Here is a 15,417-nt window from a genome sequence, read left to right as displayed (position 1 = left end):
CGCTTCAAGCTATTTGTTCAACCAGTTCTCCAAAATCTTTTTGCCTTCGGGGGTTAAAACCGATTCGGGATGGTATTGCACGCCGCAAACATCAAATTCGATATGGCGTAGCGACATTACTTGTCCGTTTGCATCATAAGAAGTAGCTTTTAAAACCTCGGGAAGTTTAGGGTCTACAACCCAACTATGATACCTGCCCACTTCGATTTCCTTTGGCAAATCTTTGTAAATGGGGTCGTCTTCAACAATTTTTATTTTGGTGGCTACCCCGTGATATACTTCGTCAATATTAATAAGTTTCCCGCCAAATACCTCGCCAATGGCCTGTTGCCCCAAGCATACGCCAAAAATGCTTTTAGAGGGGGCATATTTTTTTATGATTTCTTTTAAAAGTCCGGCCTCATCGGGAATACCGGGGCCGGGAGAAAGCACAATTTTTTGAAAAGGCACTACTTCTTCCAGTGTTAATTGATCGTTTCTTTTTACGGTAACATCGCAACCTAAATCTTCTAAATAATGCACTAAATTATAGGTGAAACTATCGTAATTATCTATAACTAAAACTGGCTCCATGCCATCCTTCCCCGAAAGGGAAGGGGATTTATGTTGAGTTGTATTTTTTTTGATATTCATGTTGATTAATTCATGTTTGATTATATCCTTTTCTTTGAAGAGGCTTTTATATATCTTCTGCCATTTCCATGGCTTTGTTTAACGCTCCTAATTTATTGTATGTTTCCTGCAATTCACTTTCTGGGTTAGATTCTGATACCAATCCGGCTCCGGCTTGGTAATACAATTCGTGATTTTTGCTTAAAAAAGTACGAATCATAATAGCGTGGTTAAAATTGCCTTCAAAATCCATAAAACCAATGGCGCCTCCGTAATAATCACGATTGGTAGCTTCGTATTTATCAATAAGCTGCATGGCCATGTGTTTGGGTGCACCGCTTAAAGTTCCTGCCGGAAAAGTATCGGCAACAACTTGCATGGTCGGGATTTCTTTCTTTTTCTGTCCGGTTACTTTGGATACCAAATGAATAACATGCGAGAAGAATTGCACTTCGCGATAGGTTTCCACTTCTACGGTATTTCCATTCCTGCTGAGGTCGTTTCGGGCCAAATCTACCAGCATTACATGTTCGCTGTTCTCTTTTTCGTCAACCGAGAGTTGTTTGGCCAGTTCGGCATCTTTTTCATCGTTTCCGGTACGTTTAAAAGTTCCGGCAATGGGATGGATTTCGGCTTTGTTATCTTTTACAATTAATTGCGCCTCGGGCGAGCTGCCAAAAATTTTGAAGTTTCCATAGTCAAAATAAAATAAATACGGTGAAGGGTTGATAGAGCGGAGCGCCCGGTAAACATTAAATTCATCGCCTTTGAATTTTTGTGCAAAACGCCGACTTAACACCAATTGAAAAACATCGCCGCGATGACAGTGTTTTTTTGCTTTTTCTACCAGTTCCTTGTAATCGTTGTCTTTTAATTTTGATACCGGATCTCCTACTTTTGAAAAGTTGTAGGAAGCAAAGTTTTTAGATTGCAATAATTGGTGTATGTCTTCAATATTGTTATCGCAATCATAACAATGACAAAATATGTACGCTTCATTTTTAAAATGGTTGATAGCGATAATATTTTGATAAATGGCGTAATAAATATCGGGTATTTGTAAAGAGCTTTCCTTGTTGGTAATTTCAATATCTTCAAAATAACGCACCGCATCGTAAGCTATGTAACCAAAAAGGCCGTTATTGATGAATTTGAAGCCGTTTTTATCGGTTTTAAAACGTGCAGCAAAATTTTCAATGTGTTCAGGAACGTTGGTATTGGAGGTTATTTTTGTTGAAACTTGAGCGCCATCCGGAAATTCTTCTTCAATGGTTTCATTGGCTATTTTAATAGAAGCAATGGGATTGAAACAGATATAGGAAAAACTGTTGTCGTTGGCATGATAATCGCTACTTTCCAGCAAAATACTGTTTGGGTACCGGTCTCTAATTTTTAGGTAGAGACTTACCGGTGTAATGGTATCGGCAAGTATTTGTTTGTAATTGGTTTTTAAATGATAGGCCTCTCCCCCCGCCCCCCTCTCCAAAGGAGAAGAGGAGTTAGCTTGCCTGAGATTTTTATCTTTTGTCATGGCTGTTGTTTTTAACGTGTTGTAATTTTTTGATTTTTGGCATAAAAAAAGGCTTGTCGTGATTGACAAGCCTTCTATATTTTTAAAATATACTACAGCAATGTTACCTCACGACTTTTGACGTAAGTTGTACCACCACCAAGTATTTTTTTGTATTGTTCTCATTTGTTGCATCAAATATAGAAATCAAATTTTATTTATCAAACAAAAAAATGAATTTACAACGATTTGTGGTAAAGTCGTGAGAAATTCGAATTATTTAAACATAAAAAAGCGGCAGTCTAAAAAGCTGTAAATCCTGATGTCATGCTGAGCCTGTCGAAGCATAATTCGGTGAATGCCAACAAGTCTTCGACAAGCTCAGACTGACAAAACAAGTTTACATAGGGCTTTTTAGACAGCTACCTCTTTTCCATTGTTTAACCGGTTTGGGGTGTGTGAGATTAAAAAGCCAAGTCGACTACCAAGTCAAATTCATCGTAAATGGTCTTATCGCCCAAGTTATCAAAGAAACTGCCTGAACCATAACGGACATCGTATTTAGCCCGGTCGATTTTAAGTGTGGCATTCGCTTTATTTTCATAAACAGACATGGTAAAAGTTACCGGGTTTGTCTTTCCTTTAATGGTTAAATCTCCGGTTACTTCGTATGAGTTTTTCCCATTGGCTTTGGCATTGGTTATTTTTAAAGTGGCGGTCGGGAATTTTTCAACCCCAAAAAAGTCGTCCGATTTTAAATGGCCGTCCAATTTCCCTTTGTAATCACCGCTTAAATCGGTAGAGCCAATGGTAGTCATATCCACCGCAAAATTTCCGCCGGTCAAGGTTTCGCCATTAAATTCAAGTTCGCCACTTTTTAGGGCAACGGTTCCTTCGTGCGAGCCGGTTACTTTATAGCCTTTCCATGTAACTTCACTTTTTTCGATATCTACCTTTTTGGTGTCAATATCGTTAAAAGCACTGGTTCCTAGCGTTACGGCCAAAATTACAGCCGATTTTAAAATTTTCTTTTTCATGTTTTATAGTTGTTTTAGCGTTTTTATAATGCAATAAAGAGTTCTTCTTCTGGTTTTCTCACCTTTTTGTAATGCTGTGTTTCATCTTCTTCAGAGCGGTAACCAATAGGTGCAATAACGGTTGGGGTTAAATTAAGTTCTTTAAGCTCCAATATTTCGGTAAATTTATCGGGCTCGAACCCTTCCATTGGGCAGGTATCTATTTTTAGGTCGGCGGCCGCAGAGAGTAAATTGCCCAGCGCGATATACGTTTGTTTGGCGGTCCAGGCATTTTTGGCATCTTCTGATAAAGAGTTAACCGAATTTTTCATCATGTCGGCATACGCTTGAAGGTTTTCTGGTTGAAGCCCCCTTGTGTCGCTCACATTTTTAATGTATTCATTTATATGGTTTTCACCAAAATCATTGATATTGGCAAAGACTATTAAATGTGAAGCATCTGTAATTTGGGTTTGGTTCCACGCTGCAGGTTTTAGTTTTTCTCTTACTTCTGGGTCAGAAATTATTAAAACCTTGTATGGCTGTAACCCGTATGATGATGCCGAAAGTTGTATGGCTTCCTTTAAAATATTTAAATCGTCTTCGGATACTTTTTTGGTTGCATCAAATTTTTTTGTGGCATAGCGCCAGTTTAAATTTTTGTTGTAATTGCTCATGACTATTGTGTTTACTTTAGTTGTATATACAAGTATTTAGTTAAAATTTTTTAATCCCTTATTTTTTCCAGCATTTCGTTAAAAGCCTCTATTTCTTCTTTGGTAAGGTTTTTTATAATGTTGCCGTTATGTTCATCGATGGGTTTGTCGATTTCGGCCAATATAAACAATCCTTTTTCGGTAATATTGATTTCTACTTTACGCCGGTTCTCTTGGCAAACAGAGCGCTCTACCAAACCTTTGGCAAGGAGTTTGTCTACCAGGCGCGTGGTGTTGCTCATTTTGCAGATCATGCGTTCCTGTATGGTGCACAAATTGGCCGGGTTGCCTTTTTGGCCCCTTAAAATACGCAATACGTTAAACTGTTCGGGCGATAAATCGAACGGTTTAAGGATTTCTGCGGTTTTATCCTGCAATAAATTTGAAGTATACATCAAATTCAAGGCAGTTTTCCTGCCCAATGGCATTGCTTTAGATTGTATGATGTCTTCAATTTTCATTGTATTTACAATATTTGTATGTACAAATGTATGATTATTTTTCGGTCAGCACCAAATTTTTAACTTATAAAAAAATGTTAAACCTCATAAAACTTAAATTGGTATTTATACATTTAAAAAGCGCTAACTAAAAATATTAAAGATGAAACGGATTGCAATTTTGCTTTGTGTGCTGGCATTGACGGGATGTAAGGAGCAAAAAAATGAACCAGCGTTTGCCCTGGCCTCTATTGAAAAGGTAACACCCCTAAAAATAATCGAAACCAATGCCAAAACCATTCCGGTATACAATTTTAACAGCCTTGAAAAACTTTTAAAGCCACAAGACGATAAAATATATGTGGTAAACTTTTGGGCCACATGGTGCAAACCCTGCGTAGAAGAATTGCCAAATTTTGAAAAGGCATACAAACAGTACAAAAAAGAGGGGGTTGAAGTAATTTTAGTGAGCCTGGACTTTCCAAATAAAGTAAACGAAATTTTGATTCCGTTTATAAATAAGAAAAATCTTATAAGTAATGTAATCCTTTTAGATGATCCAAAACAAAACCGATGGATTCCCAAAGTTGATGAAAATTGGTCTGGAGCCATACCCGCAACTATAATAATTAGTGAAAATAAGCGTTCTTTTTATGAAAAATCCTTTACCTTTATAGAATTAGAGAAAGAAATAAAAGATTTTGTGAATAACTAATCTAACTAACACGCTATGAAACTTTTAAAATTATTACTGCTGGTTGCCGTTTTGGTAGCGGGTAGTGCTTTTTCTCCACCGGAAAAATTTAAGGACGGATATAAAATAGGTGACAAGGCAACCGACTTTCAGTTAAAAAATGTAGACGGAAATATGGTTTCACTTTCCGATTATGAAGATGTAAAGGGATACCTTGTAATATTTACATGCAATAGTTGTCCATACGCCAATGCATATGAAGATAGAATTATTGCCCTGCACGAAAAATACAATGAAAAAGGAGTGCCTGTTATTGCCATAAACCCGAACAACCCCGAAATCCAACCCAAAGATAGTTACGAGAACATGCAGCAAAGGGCTAAGGAAAAAGGGTACAGTTTTCCATATTTAATAGACGAAGGCCAAAAGATATTCCCGGTTTATGGTGCCCAAAGAACCCCACATTGTTTCCTGTTGGAAAAAACCAGCGACGGGAATGTGGTTAAATACATAGGTGCCATTGACGATAATTACCAAGATGCCGATGCTGTGGAAACCACATATGTTGAAGACGCCATTGATGCCATGCTTCAAGGTGAAGAAATAACCATAAAAAATACCAAAGCCATAGGGTGTTCTATTAAAGTATAGATTTAGAACGTATGATGCTATTTTTCATATTTTAATCAATTGAAAAAGTCAAAGCCAATTCTTATATAAGTTTTGCATAAATTTGTAATCCGAAGGAAGCTTCGGATTTTTTTTAATCTTGATTTTTAAAATAAGAAACAATATGGCAGATTTAACTCAGGAAGAATGGACAGAAGAACTTCAGAACGATAAAAACGCAGTTGTCCTAGATGTAAGAACAGAAGAAGAAGTTGACGAAGGATACATCCCAAACGCAATAAATATAGACATATATAAGGGGCAGGGTTTTCTGGATGAAGTAGAGCAACTGGACAAATCCAAAAACTACTATGTATACTGCCGTTCTGGAAAACGCAGTGCCCAAGCGTGTATGTTGATGAAACAACTTGGTTTTGAAAACACCAACAATCTTCTAGGCGGCTTTATGGAATGGGAAGGTGAAATCGTAGAAGATTAAATTTAAAAAATAATATTTATAATAGAAAATTTTCATTATCTTCTTTCAGAATTTGAGAATTTCAGGTTTTGAAAGAAGATTTTTTGCATTATATATGGAAATTTAAAAGGCTATCCCCTGGAAAACTGGTAACCGAAACGGGTGAATCGCTTCAAATACTATCGTTTGGAACGCATAATAAACATGCCGGCCCCGACTTTTTAAATGCTAAAATTAAAATTGCTGGTCAGCTATGGGCGGGAAATGTTGAGCTCCATATAAAATCCTCCCATTGGTACGCGCACCACCACGAAAAAGATGCGGCATACAACAATGTAATCCTCCATGTAGTTTGGGAGCACGATGTTGAGGTGTTTAACAGTGGAAACGGCAGCATTCCCACTTTGGCCTTAAAGGATAGAATAGATAGCAGCACACTTGCAGCATACAATAACTTGCTGTACCGCAAAAAGCATTTTATAAATTGCGAAAACCAAATAAACACAGTCGATGAGTTTTTTTGGGAACGATGGCTGGAACGTTTATTTTTTGAACGTTTGGAGCAAAAGGCAAAGTTGATAAATGCCGAACTGGAACATGCAAAGAACGACTGGGAAGCCGTTTTGTTTAAAATGCTTTGTAAAAACTTTGGCCTTAAGGTAAATGCAGATGCCTTTTTGGAAATCGCCAATACTGTCCCATACACGGTTATTAGAAAAAACAGTGTCGATAAAAAGTTGTTGGAGGCATTGTTTTACGGAACGTCTTTAATGTTGAACGAAAATTGCACAGACGTATATTTTATAGAATTAAAAGAAAACTATACGTATATAAAGCATAAATATAAATTAGTGCAGGCCCCTTTTAAACCAAAATATTTTAGTTTAAGGCCTCGTAACTTTCCAACAATAAGGTTGTCTCAGTTGGCAGCGGTCTATCATTCGGAGACTTCGCTTTTTCAAAAAATTATAAACATCCGTTCGGCAGAGGGGTTTTATAAGCTTTTTAGCGTTTCGACTTCATCATATTGGAACAACCATTATACATTCGGCAAACAATCTGCTTCCGGGGCAAGAAAAAAAATAAGCAAAAACTTTATAGACCTTCTTATAATAAATACCATTGTGCCCATTAAATTTTGTTATGCAAAATCGAAGGGAAAAGATGCCGGTGAAGAAATTTTGGCATTGATCGGAGAATTGAAAAAAGAAAAAAATGCAGTGCTAAATAAGTTTGAAAGCATTGGTTTAACAATAGGCTCGGCAATCCATAGTCAGGCAACGCTTCAGCTTTACAAACAGTATTGCAGCAAAAATAAATGTTTGGAATGCGAAATTGGTGTTAAATTAATACAATGATAATTCTATATTTGTAATATGAGTCTTTTTCAGGATATTAGATATTATTTCGAGAAACATGGCTATGCCGTATCTTCAAGATTGGCAGAGCGCTTGGGCATGAAGACCAAAAATGTGCGTTTGTTTTTTATTTACGCTTCCTTTTTCACCCTTGGAATTTGGTTTTTTGTGTATTTAACATTGGCTTTTTGGCTAAAATTAAAAGATTTGGTCTATACAAAACGAACATCGGTTTTCGACCTGTAACAGTTTTTGGGGGTATAAAACCGGCACCATTAAAAATAATAATCGACTAAAATAGTATAAAGACCATCGGCATATATGTTTAAACTCTTTAAATCCAAATTTTATATCGCAGTTATCCTATTGGTAGGCATTTTCCTGTTTGGCATCATGGGGTATAGGTTATTGGGAGATTATACATGGGTAGAAGCAGCCTACATGACGGTTATAACCATTACAACGGTAGGTTTTGGTGAAGTAAGGCCCACCGACGATATCACCAAAATATTTACAATAGTATTGATTACATCAAGTGTTTTTATAGTGGCCTATGCCATTTCGGTGGTAACAGAATATGTATTGTCCAAAAATGCACTGCAAAACATAAAATATAGAAAAATGAAGAACCAAATAGATAAGCTCGACAACCATATCATTATTTGTGGCTACGGAAGAAATGGAATGCAGGCCGCCAAAAAACTTAAAGCCTACCAAAAACCTTTTGTGGTAATCGAGCAAGATGAAGAATTGGTAAATAAATATAGCGACGATATTATGTTTGTCGTGGGGAACGCCAATGAAGACGAAACCTTATTGGAGGCAGGCATAGATAGGGCACACTGCCTTATTTCGGCATTGCCAAACGATGCCGACAACCTGTTCGTGGTACTTTCGTCCAGGCAATTGAACAAAGAAATCACGATTATTAGCAGAGCCTCGCAGGAAACATCCCAACGTAAACTTAAATTGGCAGGGGCCAATAAAACCATCATGCCCGATAAAATAGGCGGCGACCATATGGCTTCGTTGGTGGTATTGCCAGACCTTATAGACTTTATGGACCATCTCTCTTTTGATGATGAGCATACCATTAATTTAGAAGAAGTCTCTGTAGACGACCTGCCAAACGGATATTTGTACAAAACATTGATAGACCTGGACTTGCGGAAACAAACGGGCTGTACGGTTATTGGTTACAAACAACCCGACGGAAAATATATTATCAACCCAGATGCAACTGTAGAATTGTTGCCGAATTCCAAATTGGTGGTACTCGGACAACCCGGCCAAATTAAGAAGCTAAATACCCTGTTTCAAATCCCGGAAACCACATTTAACGGGTAAAATTTGAATAAACGCCTTTTTTTTATGATATTGCCCCGTCAGTTTTTAAGAATTTTTAATATAATTATAACCTAAACTTAATTCTTTATGAGAAAACAATTTCTCTCAATTTTTTTAATGCTGAGCTCAATTGCGCTTTTTGCCCAGGAGTTATCAGTAAAAGAAACACTAACTAATCCTTCTAAGCAGATTAATGATGGGCAGATCACGGTAGACGTGTCAGGGGGAAAGGCTCCATATACATATAAATGGAGTAATCAAGAGACCCCTCTTAAGTCTAACGTCTCGACAGGTTTAACAGAAGGAATTGATTACAGTGTAACAATTACCGATGCAGAAAACAGGTCGGTTACCAAAACATATCAGATAGAATCCGAGTCGATAACAGAAATTTTTAACGGAATCATGACCCCAGCAGTAGCAGGTTTAGGTTCCGTTTTATTTTGGGACCCATTTGCGGCTACAGGGGTATACGACCCCGTTGTTTATGCTGATGTGAAATTAATATCCATCCCGGACTGGAGCGCAGATGTGAACGATAAATTTACATTAAAGCAATGGTTGAAGCCAGAAGGATCGCATGTGGAAAAAGGTGAAACAATAGCAATTGTATCCAAAGCTTCGGGTGGAGAAGTAGAAGTTAAGGCCGCAGCCGCTGGCGAACTAAAATACCGCGTAAAAGAAGGTGGGGTAATATATAACTCCAACAATAAAGAACATGTAATAGAACAGGGAGCTCATTACTTAGCAGAAATTAAATACGATGAACCTATAGCATTGTTACATCCAAACGGGGACCCTCAAACAAAAAATATTCCGTTTATCGTAGTTTGGTTATTGCTGGGTGCCACATTCTTTACCATTAGAATGGGCTTTATCAATATCCGCGGATTTAAACACTCGCTCGAACTGGCCAAAGGAAAATACGACGATCCAAATGCACCTGGGCAGGTAACGCACTTTCAGGCATTGGCAACAGCAGTTTCGGGAACCGTTGGACTTGGTAACATTGCAGGGGTTGCAGTGGCAGTTTCTTTAGGGGGCGCTGGTGCAACTATGTGGATGATCGTTGCTGGACTCTTGGGGATGTCTTCAAAATTTGTAGAATGTACCCTGGGGGTAAAATACCGTAATATTCTTCCCGATGGCCGTGTATTTGGTGGTCCAATGAATTATTTAAGATATGGTCTTGAAAAAAGAAATTTAAAAGGACTAGGCAAAGTATTGGCAGTTGTTTTTGCCATACTTGCTGTAGGTGCTTCTTTTGGGGGCGGTAATATGTTCCAGGCTAACCAGGCTTTCGAGCAGTTATCCGGTCAGTTTCCAACATTGGCAGGGCATGGTTTCTGGTTTGGCGTTATTACGGCAATATTGGTAGGAGCTGTAATTCTTGGCGGAATTAGCAGTATCGCCAAGGTTACCGAAAAAATAGTTCCTTTTATGGCAGGTATATATGTATTGGCTGCTTTGATTGTAATTGGAGTTAATTTTCAAAATATAGGGGCTGCTTTTTCAGCAATTATAGACGGAGCATTTAGCCCAAGCGCACTAAAAGGAGGCGTTATCGGGGTTTTAATTGTAGGTTTCCAAAGAGCCGCATTCTCAAACGAGGCAGGGGTTGGTTCTGCTGCCATTGCACACAGTGCCGCTAAAACAAACCATCCACCATCCGAAGGTTTTGTAGCGTTGCTAGAGCCGTTTATAGATACCGTTGTTGTTTGTACGTTAACAGCCTTGGTGCTTGTTTTTACCGGGATGCACGAAGTAGAAGGTGTTGGCGGGGCGCAGTTAACCTCAGATGCTTTTGGTAGCGTTATAGGTTGGTTCCCTTACGTATTGGCAGTAGCAGTTTTCTTATTCGCTTTTTCAACCATGATTTCGTGGTCTTACTACGGAATGAGGGCATGGACTTTCCTATTTGGGAAAAGCCGAAGAACCGAAGTGGTTTATAAATTGGTGTTTATGTTCTTTGTGGTAGTTGGTGCTTCGGTAAGTTTGGGTGCTGTGTTAACTTTTTCAGATATGATGATTCTTTCCATGTCGTTCCCCAATATTATCGGGTTGTACATAATGAGCAAGGAAGTGAAAATAGACCTTAATGAATATTTAAGAAAACTTAAAGCAGGCGAATTGTTTAAAAAACAGAAAGTAGAGAAAAAATCTGCTTAGCAATTCATAAAAAATGAAATTTATATCCCACTTACGCTTTTCTAAAAGTCAGCGGAGTGGGATATTTTTTTTGATAATTATTGTTGCTTCATTTTATATGGGATCCTTCGGAATGGATTCCTTTAAATATGAGTTTTATAAGATTAACAAGACAGGGCTTACTTCATTTGAAGAAAATACAATAAAATACCATCAGAAAATATTTCCGTTCAACCCAAACTACCTTACCGATTATAAAGCATATGCATTGGGGATGTCTATTGAAGAAATAGATAAGCTTCATGCGTACAGAAATCATGGCAGGTATGTAAATTCGCCAGCGGAATTTCAAAAAATAACGGGGATTTCAGATTCATTGCATGCCTTTTTAGGCCCTTACTTGAAGTTTCCGAACAACAAAAAACCTTCAAAAAAGTATAAATCGCAAGCGGTTTCTTATAAAACGCCAAAAAAGGATATCAACGGGGCAACTGTCCAAGATTTAAAAAAAGTGTATGGAATAGGCGACAAGCTGGCCGCAAGAATTATAAAATACCGAAACCTTTTAGGGGGCTTTTATTTTAAAGATCAACTCAATGAAGTTTATGGGCTAAAGCCCGATGTAGTTAATAGATTATTGAAGCAATTTACCATTTTACAGCAGCCAAAATTCACCCCTGTAAATGTAAATTTGGCCTCAATAAAAAAATTAAGTTCGCTTCCATATCTCGACTGGAAAATTGCAAAAAAAATCGTAACTTATAGAACCAGCCATATTAAAATAAATTCAATTTCTGAACTAAAAAAAATAGAGGATTTTCCTACGGAAAAATTAAATAGAATTGAATTATATTTGACGACCGAGTAAAAAATCGTAAAAATGGAACTGGATATAGCGGCACAAATGAATTTTGATTATACAGAAACACAGCAGTTGATTGCCAATGCTGCAAAAGATTTTGCAGAGCAATATATAAAACCCCACGTAATGGAGTGGGACGAAAAACAAATATTTCCACTCGAAGTATTTAAAAAGGCCGGGGAATTAGGCTTTATGGGGGTGTTGGTACCCGAAATATATGGAGGGTCCGGTTTAGGATATCATGAATATATTGCAATTTTAGATGAAATTTCCAAGGTAGACCCATCTATTGGGCTATCGGTAGCAGCCCATAACTCGCTTTGTACAAACCATATACTTACTTTTGGTAACGAAGAGCAAAAGCAAAAGTGGCTGCCCAAACTGGCTACCGCAGAATGGCTTGGCGCCTGGGGCCTTACCGAACATAATACCGGCTCTGATGCTGGCGGAATGGCTACCACTGCTGTAAAAGATGGAGACGAATGGGTGCTTAACGGTGCAAAGAACTTTATTACCCACGGAAAAAGCGGGGATATAGCGGTTGTTATAGTACGTACAGGCGAAAAAGGCGATTCTCATGGAATGACGGCTTTCGCCATAGAAAAAGGTACGCCTGGGTTTACAAGCGGTAAAAAAGAAAACAAATTGGGCATGCGCGCAAGCGAGACGGCCGAGCTTATATTTTCCGATTGTAGGATTCCCGATGCAAACAGATTGGGAGAAGTTGGCGATGGGTTTGTACAGTCCATGAAGATACTCGATGGCGGTAGGATTTCTATTGGCGCATTATCGTTAGGAACCGCAAAAGGAGCTTACGAGGCCGCATTGAAATATGCCAAAGAACGGGTGCAATTTGGAAAACCAATATCCCAATTTCAGGGAATATCCTTCAAGCTTTCCGAAATGGCTACCGATATAGAGGCTTCCGAACTGTTGTTGCATAAAGCGGCCTTTGAGAAAAATGCAGGCAGAAAAATGACCAAATTAAGCGCCATGAGCAAAATGTTCGCTTCAGAAGCCTGCGTGCGCATTGCAAACGAGGCCGTACAGATACATGGCGGATATGGATATACCAAGGACTTTCCGGTAGAAAAATTTTACCGCGATGCAAAATTGTGCACCATCGGTGAAGGGACTACCGAAATACAAAAAGTGGTCATCTCAAGACATATCTTAAAATAGGGAATCAGGGAATATCCGAATATTGATTTTGACGGAGGCAAAAAAATAATTTTTTGTTTTTTAAATAAAATTTATTTCTATCTTTGCCGTCCGTAAAAGAAAGGAGGTGGTACACTTATGTTAATTATACCTATTAAAGAAGGAGAAAATATAGACAGAGCGCTTAAGCGTTACAAGCGTAAATTTGATAAAACTGGTACAATGCGTCAGCTACGTAGCCGTCAACAATTTACAAAACCTTCAGTAGCAAAAAGAGCTCAAATTCAAAAAGCTGCTTATATTCAAGGATTAAGAGATCAGGAAGAAATCTAATAAGTCTTTATTGATATAAAAATAATAAATCCCGCCTTTCCAAAAGGCGGGATTTTTATTTTTTACCTAATACCCAACTCCTAGATACCTATCAACTAATTTTATATCTTTGGGTTAAACTTCATTGCATGCCATTTCAAAAATTCATTGAATACCTTCAATTGGAAAAAAATTATTCCAAGCATACAATTACTGCTTATCAAAACGATTTATCTTCTTTTTTGGAATTCTGCAAACTAACTTTCAACGAATCTTCTGTAGACCGGGTACATTATACCCAAGTACGTTCATGGGTTGTCAGCATGGTCAATCAGGGTTTAAGCAACAGGAGTATCAACAGGAAAATTGCTTCATTAAAGGCTTATTATAAATTTTTATTGAAGATAAAAGAAATTGAAATTAATCCGTTGGCAAAGCACAAGGCATTAAAAACGGCCAAAAAAATAGAGGTGCCGTTTTCGGTCCGGGAAATGAAACTGGTCTTGGAGGAAATGAAGTTTGACGATGGCCATGACGGCATTTTGGAAAAATTGGTCATCGAACTTTTTTATGCCACGGGCATGCGTCGGAGCGAACTGGTAAATTTAAAAACCAACGATGTAGATTTTGCAAACAGCACCATCAAGGTGCTTGGCAAGCGCAACAAAGAGCGCTATGTTCCGCTGCTTTCTTCGCTTGGCGAGACAATCCATGAATATTTGGTACACCGGGAAAACGCTTCTACCATAGAATCTGGAGACATTTTGCTTATTCTTAAAAATGGTCATAAAATTAATGAAACGTTTGTATATCGAACAATAAATAATTACTTTAGTAAGGCATCAACTAAAATAAAAAAGAGTCCGCATATCCTTAGGCATACATTTGCGACCCACTTGCTTAATGAAGGTGCTGACTTAAATTCGGTTAAGGAATTGTTAGGTCATTCCAGCCTTGCATCGACCCAGGTGTACACACACAATAGTATAGCTGAGCTAAAAAAACAATACGGTTTGGCGCATCCTAGAAACCAAAAAAAATCCTAACCGCTTAAAATGAATGTTTAACCACAAAATTTAGAGGAAATGGAAGTAAACACGCAATCTGTCAACTTCAATGTAGATCAAAAATTAGTAATTTTCATTCAAAAGCGATTAGATAAACTGGACCACTATTACGATAGGGTTGTTTATTCTGACGTGTATTTGAAAGTCCAAAACACCAGTGCAAAAGAAAACAAGATAGCAGAAGTAAAGGTGCACGTTCCCGGAGACGAATTTATGGTAAAAAAACAGTGCAGAACATTTGAGGAAGCGGTCGACTGTGCGGCAAATTCATTAGAGCGAGTACTAAAAAAAAGAAAGCAAAAATTGAGAGCATACATCTAAATAAAAATTTTATACAATTTGTTTTGTATAAAGAATAATTTATATACATTTGCAGTCCGTTAGAAATAGCGGACTTTTTTGATTAAATGCCGATGTAGCTCAGCTGGCTAGAGCAGCTGATTTGTAATCAGCAGGTCGTGGGTTCGAGTCCCTCTATCGGCTCTTTTAAAAGTAAAGTTTTTTGATAATTTGATGATTTTTAGAAGCGTGCAATTTATCTTTAAAAAAAGATAAGGAAAGTAGTTGGTAATTGGATAATATTGATTATTTTTGCGCTCGGAATTTTAAGCAGTAAAATTTAAATGTTTTCTGCTTTTCAAAATGCTAAATTGGGGGAGATACTCAAGCGGCCAACGAGGACAGACTGTAAATCTGTTGGTTTTTACCTTCGCAGGTTCGAATCCTGCTCTCCCCACAAAAAAATTTCTTAATTACAAGAAATGCGGGAGTAGCTCATCCCGGTAGTTATCGGGAGGTAGAGCGTCTGCAAAAGAATAAAGAGTTTTAAAGCTCAAGAGGTATTAAAGGTCAATTTATTGTTTGGTCTTTTGTGAAGTAAATTTTAATGCGGGAGTAGCTCAGTTGGTAGAGCGTCAGCCTTCCAAGCTGAATGTCGCGAGTTCGAACCTCGTCTCCCGCTCTAAACAAGGTGGCTCAAAATTTATTTTTGAGGTTAAAAAAAAGAAGAGATGAGAATTTATCTTAAGAAAAAAGATGTGTTCTCTTCTCTCGTTCTAGTACTTTGAGTTTATGGTTGTTGTTTAAG

The 15,417-nt window shown here is 37.8% G+C and carries 17 protein-coding genes and 3 tRNA genes; 15 read left to right on the top strand and 5 right to left on the bottom strand.

Going from position 1 to position 15,417, the window contains the following annotated elements:
- Window positions 1–9 precede the first annotated feature (9 nt).
- The 5 genes from UXI14_RS11090 to UXI14_RS11070 all read right to left on the bottom strand — a co-directional run bounded on the left by UXI14_RS11090 (window position 10) and on the right by UXI14_RS11070 (window position 4,315).
- Window positions 10–573, bottom strand: a complete 564-nt coding sequence (locus UXI14_RS11090; RefSeq protein ID WP_335966235.1) for an aminodeoxychorismate/anthranilate synthase component II — start codon at window positions 571–573, stop codon at window positions 10–12.
- Window positions 574–679: 106 nt separating this feature from the next.
- Window positions 680–2,143 (bottom strand): anthranilate synthase component I family protein, encoded by a 1,464-nt coding sequence (locus UXI14_RS11085; protein ID WP_335966186.1) that lies wholly within the window; start codon window positions 2,141–2,143, stop codon window positions 680–682.
- A 443-nt stretch (window positions 2,144–2,586) separates the two neighbouring features.
- Complete coding sequence (locus UXI14_RS11080) at window positions 2,587–3,159, bottom strand: YceI family protein (protein ID WP_335966185.1); 573 nt, start codon at window positions 3,157–3,159, stop codon at window positions 2,587–2,589.
- A 23-nt stretch (window positions 3,160–3,182) separates the two neighbouring features.
- Complete coding sequence (locus UXI14_RS11075) at window positions 3,183–3,815, bottom strand: NAD(P)H-dependent oxidoreductase (protein WP_335966184.1); 633 nt, start codon at window positions 3,813–3,815, stop codon at window positions 3,183–3,185.
- A 50-nt stretch (window positions 3,816–3,865) separates the two neighbouring features.
- A complete protein-coding gene (locus UXI14_RS11070) occupies window positions 3,866–4,315 on the bottom strand; it encodes a MarR family transcriptional regulator (RefSeq protein ID WP_335966183.1) in 450 nt (149 codons plus the stop codon).
- Window positions 4,316–4,457: 142 nt separating this feature from the next.
- On the opposite strand from UXI14_RS11070, the gene UXI14_RS11065 reads away from it, so the two are divergent.
- The 15 genes from UXI14_RS11065 (at window position 4,458) to UXI14_RS10995 (ending at window position 15,291) form a co-directional block, all read left to right on the top strand.
- Window positions 4,458–5,009, top strand: coding sequence for a redoxin domain-containing protein (locus UXI14_RS11065; protein ID WP_335966182.1), 552 nt, complete (start codon window positions 4,458–4,460; stop codon window positions 5,007–5,009).
- Between the two features lie 15 nt (window positions 5,010–5,024).
- Window positions 5,025–5,639 carry a thioredoxin family protein gene (locus UXI14_RS11060; protein WP_335966181.1) on the top strand — a complete coding sequence of 205 codons (615 nt, stop codon included), beginning with the start codon at window positions 5,025–5,027 and terminating at the stop codon, window positions 5,637–5,639.
- Window positions 5,640–5,781: 142 nt separating this feature from the next.
- Window positions 5,782–6,096 carry a rhodanese-like domain-containing protein gene (locus UXI14_RS11055; protein WP_277900951.1) on the top strand — a complete coding sequence of 105 codons (315 nt, stop codon included), beginning with the start codon at window positions 5,782–5,784 and terminating at the stop codon, window positions 6,094–6,096.
- Between the two features lie 68 nt (window positions 6,097–6,164).
- Window positions 6,165–7,433, top strand: a complete 1,269-nt coding sequence (locus UXI14_RS11050; RefSeq protein WP_335966180.1) for a DUF2851 family protein — start codon at window positions 6,165–6,167, stop codon at window positions 7,431–7,433.
- Window positions 7,434–7,451: 18 nt separating this feature from the next.
- Window positions 7,452–7,679: a PspC domain-containing protein gene (locus UXI14_RS11045; protein WP_277900953.1), complete on the top strand. Its 228-nt coding sequence runs from the start codon at window positions 7,452–7,454 to the stop codon at window positions 7,677–7,679.
- A gap of 75 nt (window positions 7,680–7,754) precedes the next feature.
- The gene (locus tag UXI14_RS11040) at window positions 7,755–8,780 is read left to right on the top strand and encodes a potassium channel protein (protein ID WP_335966179.1); all 1,026 of its coding nucleotides are present in this window, start codon (window positions 7,755–7,757) and stop codon (window positions 8,778–8,780) included.
- An 87-nt stretch (window positions 8,781–8,867) separates the two neighbouring features.
- A complete protein-coding gene (locus UXI14_RS11035) occupies window positions 8,868–10,949 on the top strand; it encodes an amino acid carrier protein (protein WP_335966178.1) in 2,082 nt (693 codons plus the stop codon).
- A 13-nt stretch (window positions 10,950–10,962) separates the two neighbouring features.
- Window positions 10,963–11,796 (top strand): helix-hairpin-helix domain-containing protein, encoded by an 834-nt coding sequence (locus tag UXI14_RS11030; RefSeq protein ID WP_335966177.1) that lies wholly within the window; start codon window positions 10,963–10,965, stop codon window positions 11,794–11,796.
- Between the two features lie 36 nt (window positions 11,797–11,832).
- Window positions 11,833–12,972, top strand: a complete 1,140-nt coding sequence (locus tag UXI14_RS11025) for an acyl-CoA dehydrogenase family protein (RefSeq protein ID WP_277901137.1) — start codon at window positions 11,833–11,835, stop codon at window positions 12,970–12,972.
- Window positions 12,973–13,089: 117 nt separating this feature from the next.
- Window positions 13,090–13,284: a 30S ribosomal protein S21 gene (gene rpsU / locus UXI14_RS11020; protein WP_277900957.1), complete on the top strand. Its 195-nt coding sequence runs from the start codon at window positions 13,090–13,092 to the stop codon at window positions 13,282–13,284.
- Between the two features lie 128 nt (window positions 13,285–13,412).
- Window positions 13,413–14,309, top strand: coding sequence for a tyrosine-type recombinase/integrase (locus tag UXI14_RS11015; RefSeq protein WP_335966175.1), 897 nt, complete (start codon window positions 13,413–13,415; stop codon window positions 14,307–14,309).
- Window positions 14,310–14,348: 39 nt separating this feature from the next.
- On the top strand, window positions 14,349–14,651 hold the full coding sequence (gene raiA, locus UXI14_RS11010; protein WP_277900959.1) for a ribosome-associated translation inhibitor RaiA: 303 nt from the start codon (window positions 14,349–14,351) through the stop codon (window positions 14,649–14,651).
- Window positions 14,652–14,739: 88 nt separating this feature from the next.
- Window positions 14,740–14,813 (top strand) — tRNA-Thr (locus UXI14_RS11005).
- 170 nt (window positions 14,814–14,983) lie between these two features.
- Window positions 14,984–15,066: transfer RNA gene (locus tag UXI14_RS11000), tRNA-Tyr, on the top strand.
- Window positions 15,067–15,218: 152 nt separating this feature from the next.
- A tRNA-Gly gene (locus UXI14_RS10995) sits at window positions 15,219–15,291 on the top strand.
- Window positions 15,292–15,417 lie beyond the last annotated feature (126 nt).

The organism is Galbibacter sp. PAP.153, from assembly GCF_037029175.1.
Classification (GTDB): Bacteria; Bacteroidota; Bacteroidia; order Flavobacteriales; family Flavobacteriaceae; genus Galbibacter; species Galbibacter pacificus.
Note: the sequence above shows the minus strand (reverse complement) of the source record. Positions and strands in the feature narration are given on the sequence as shown.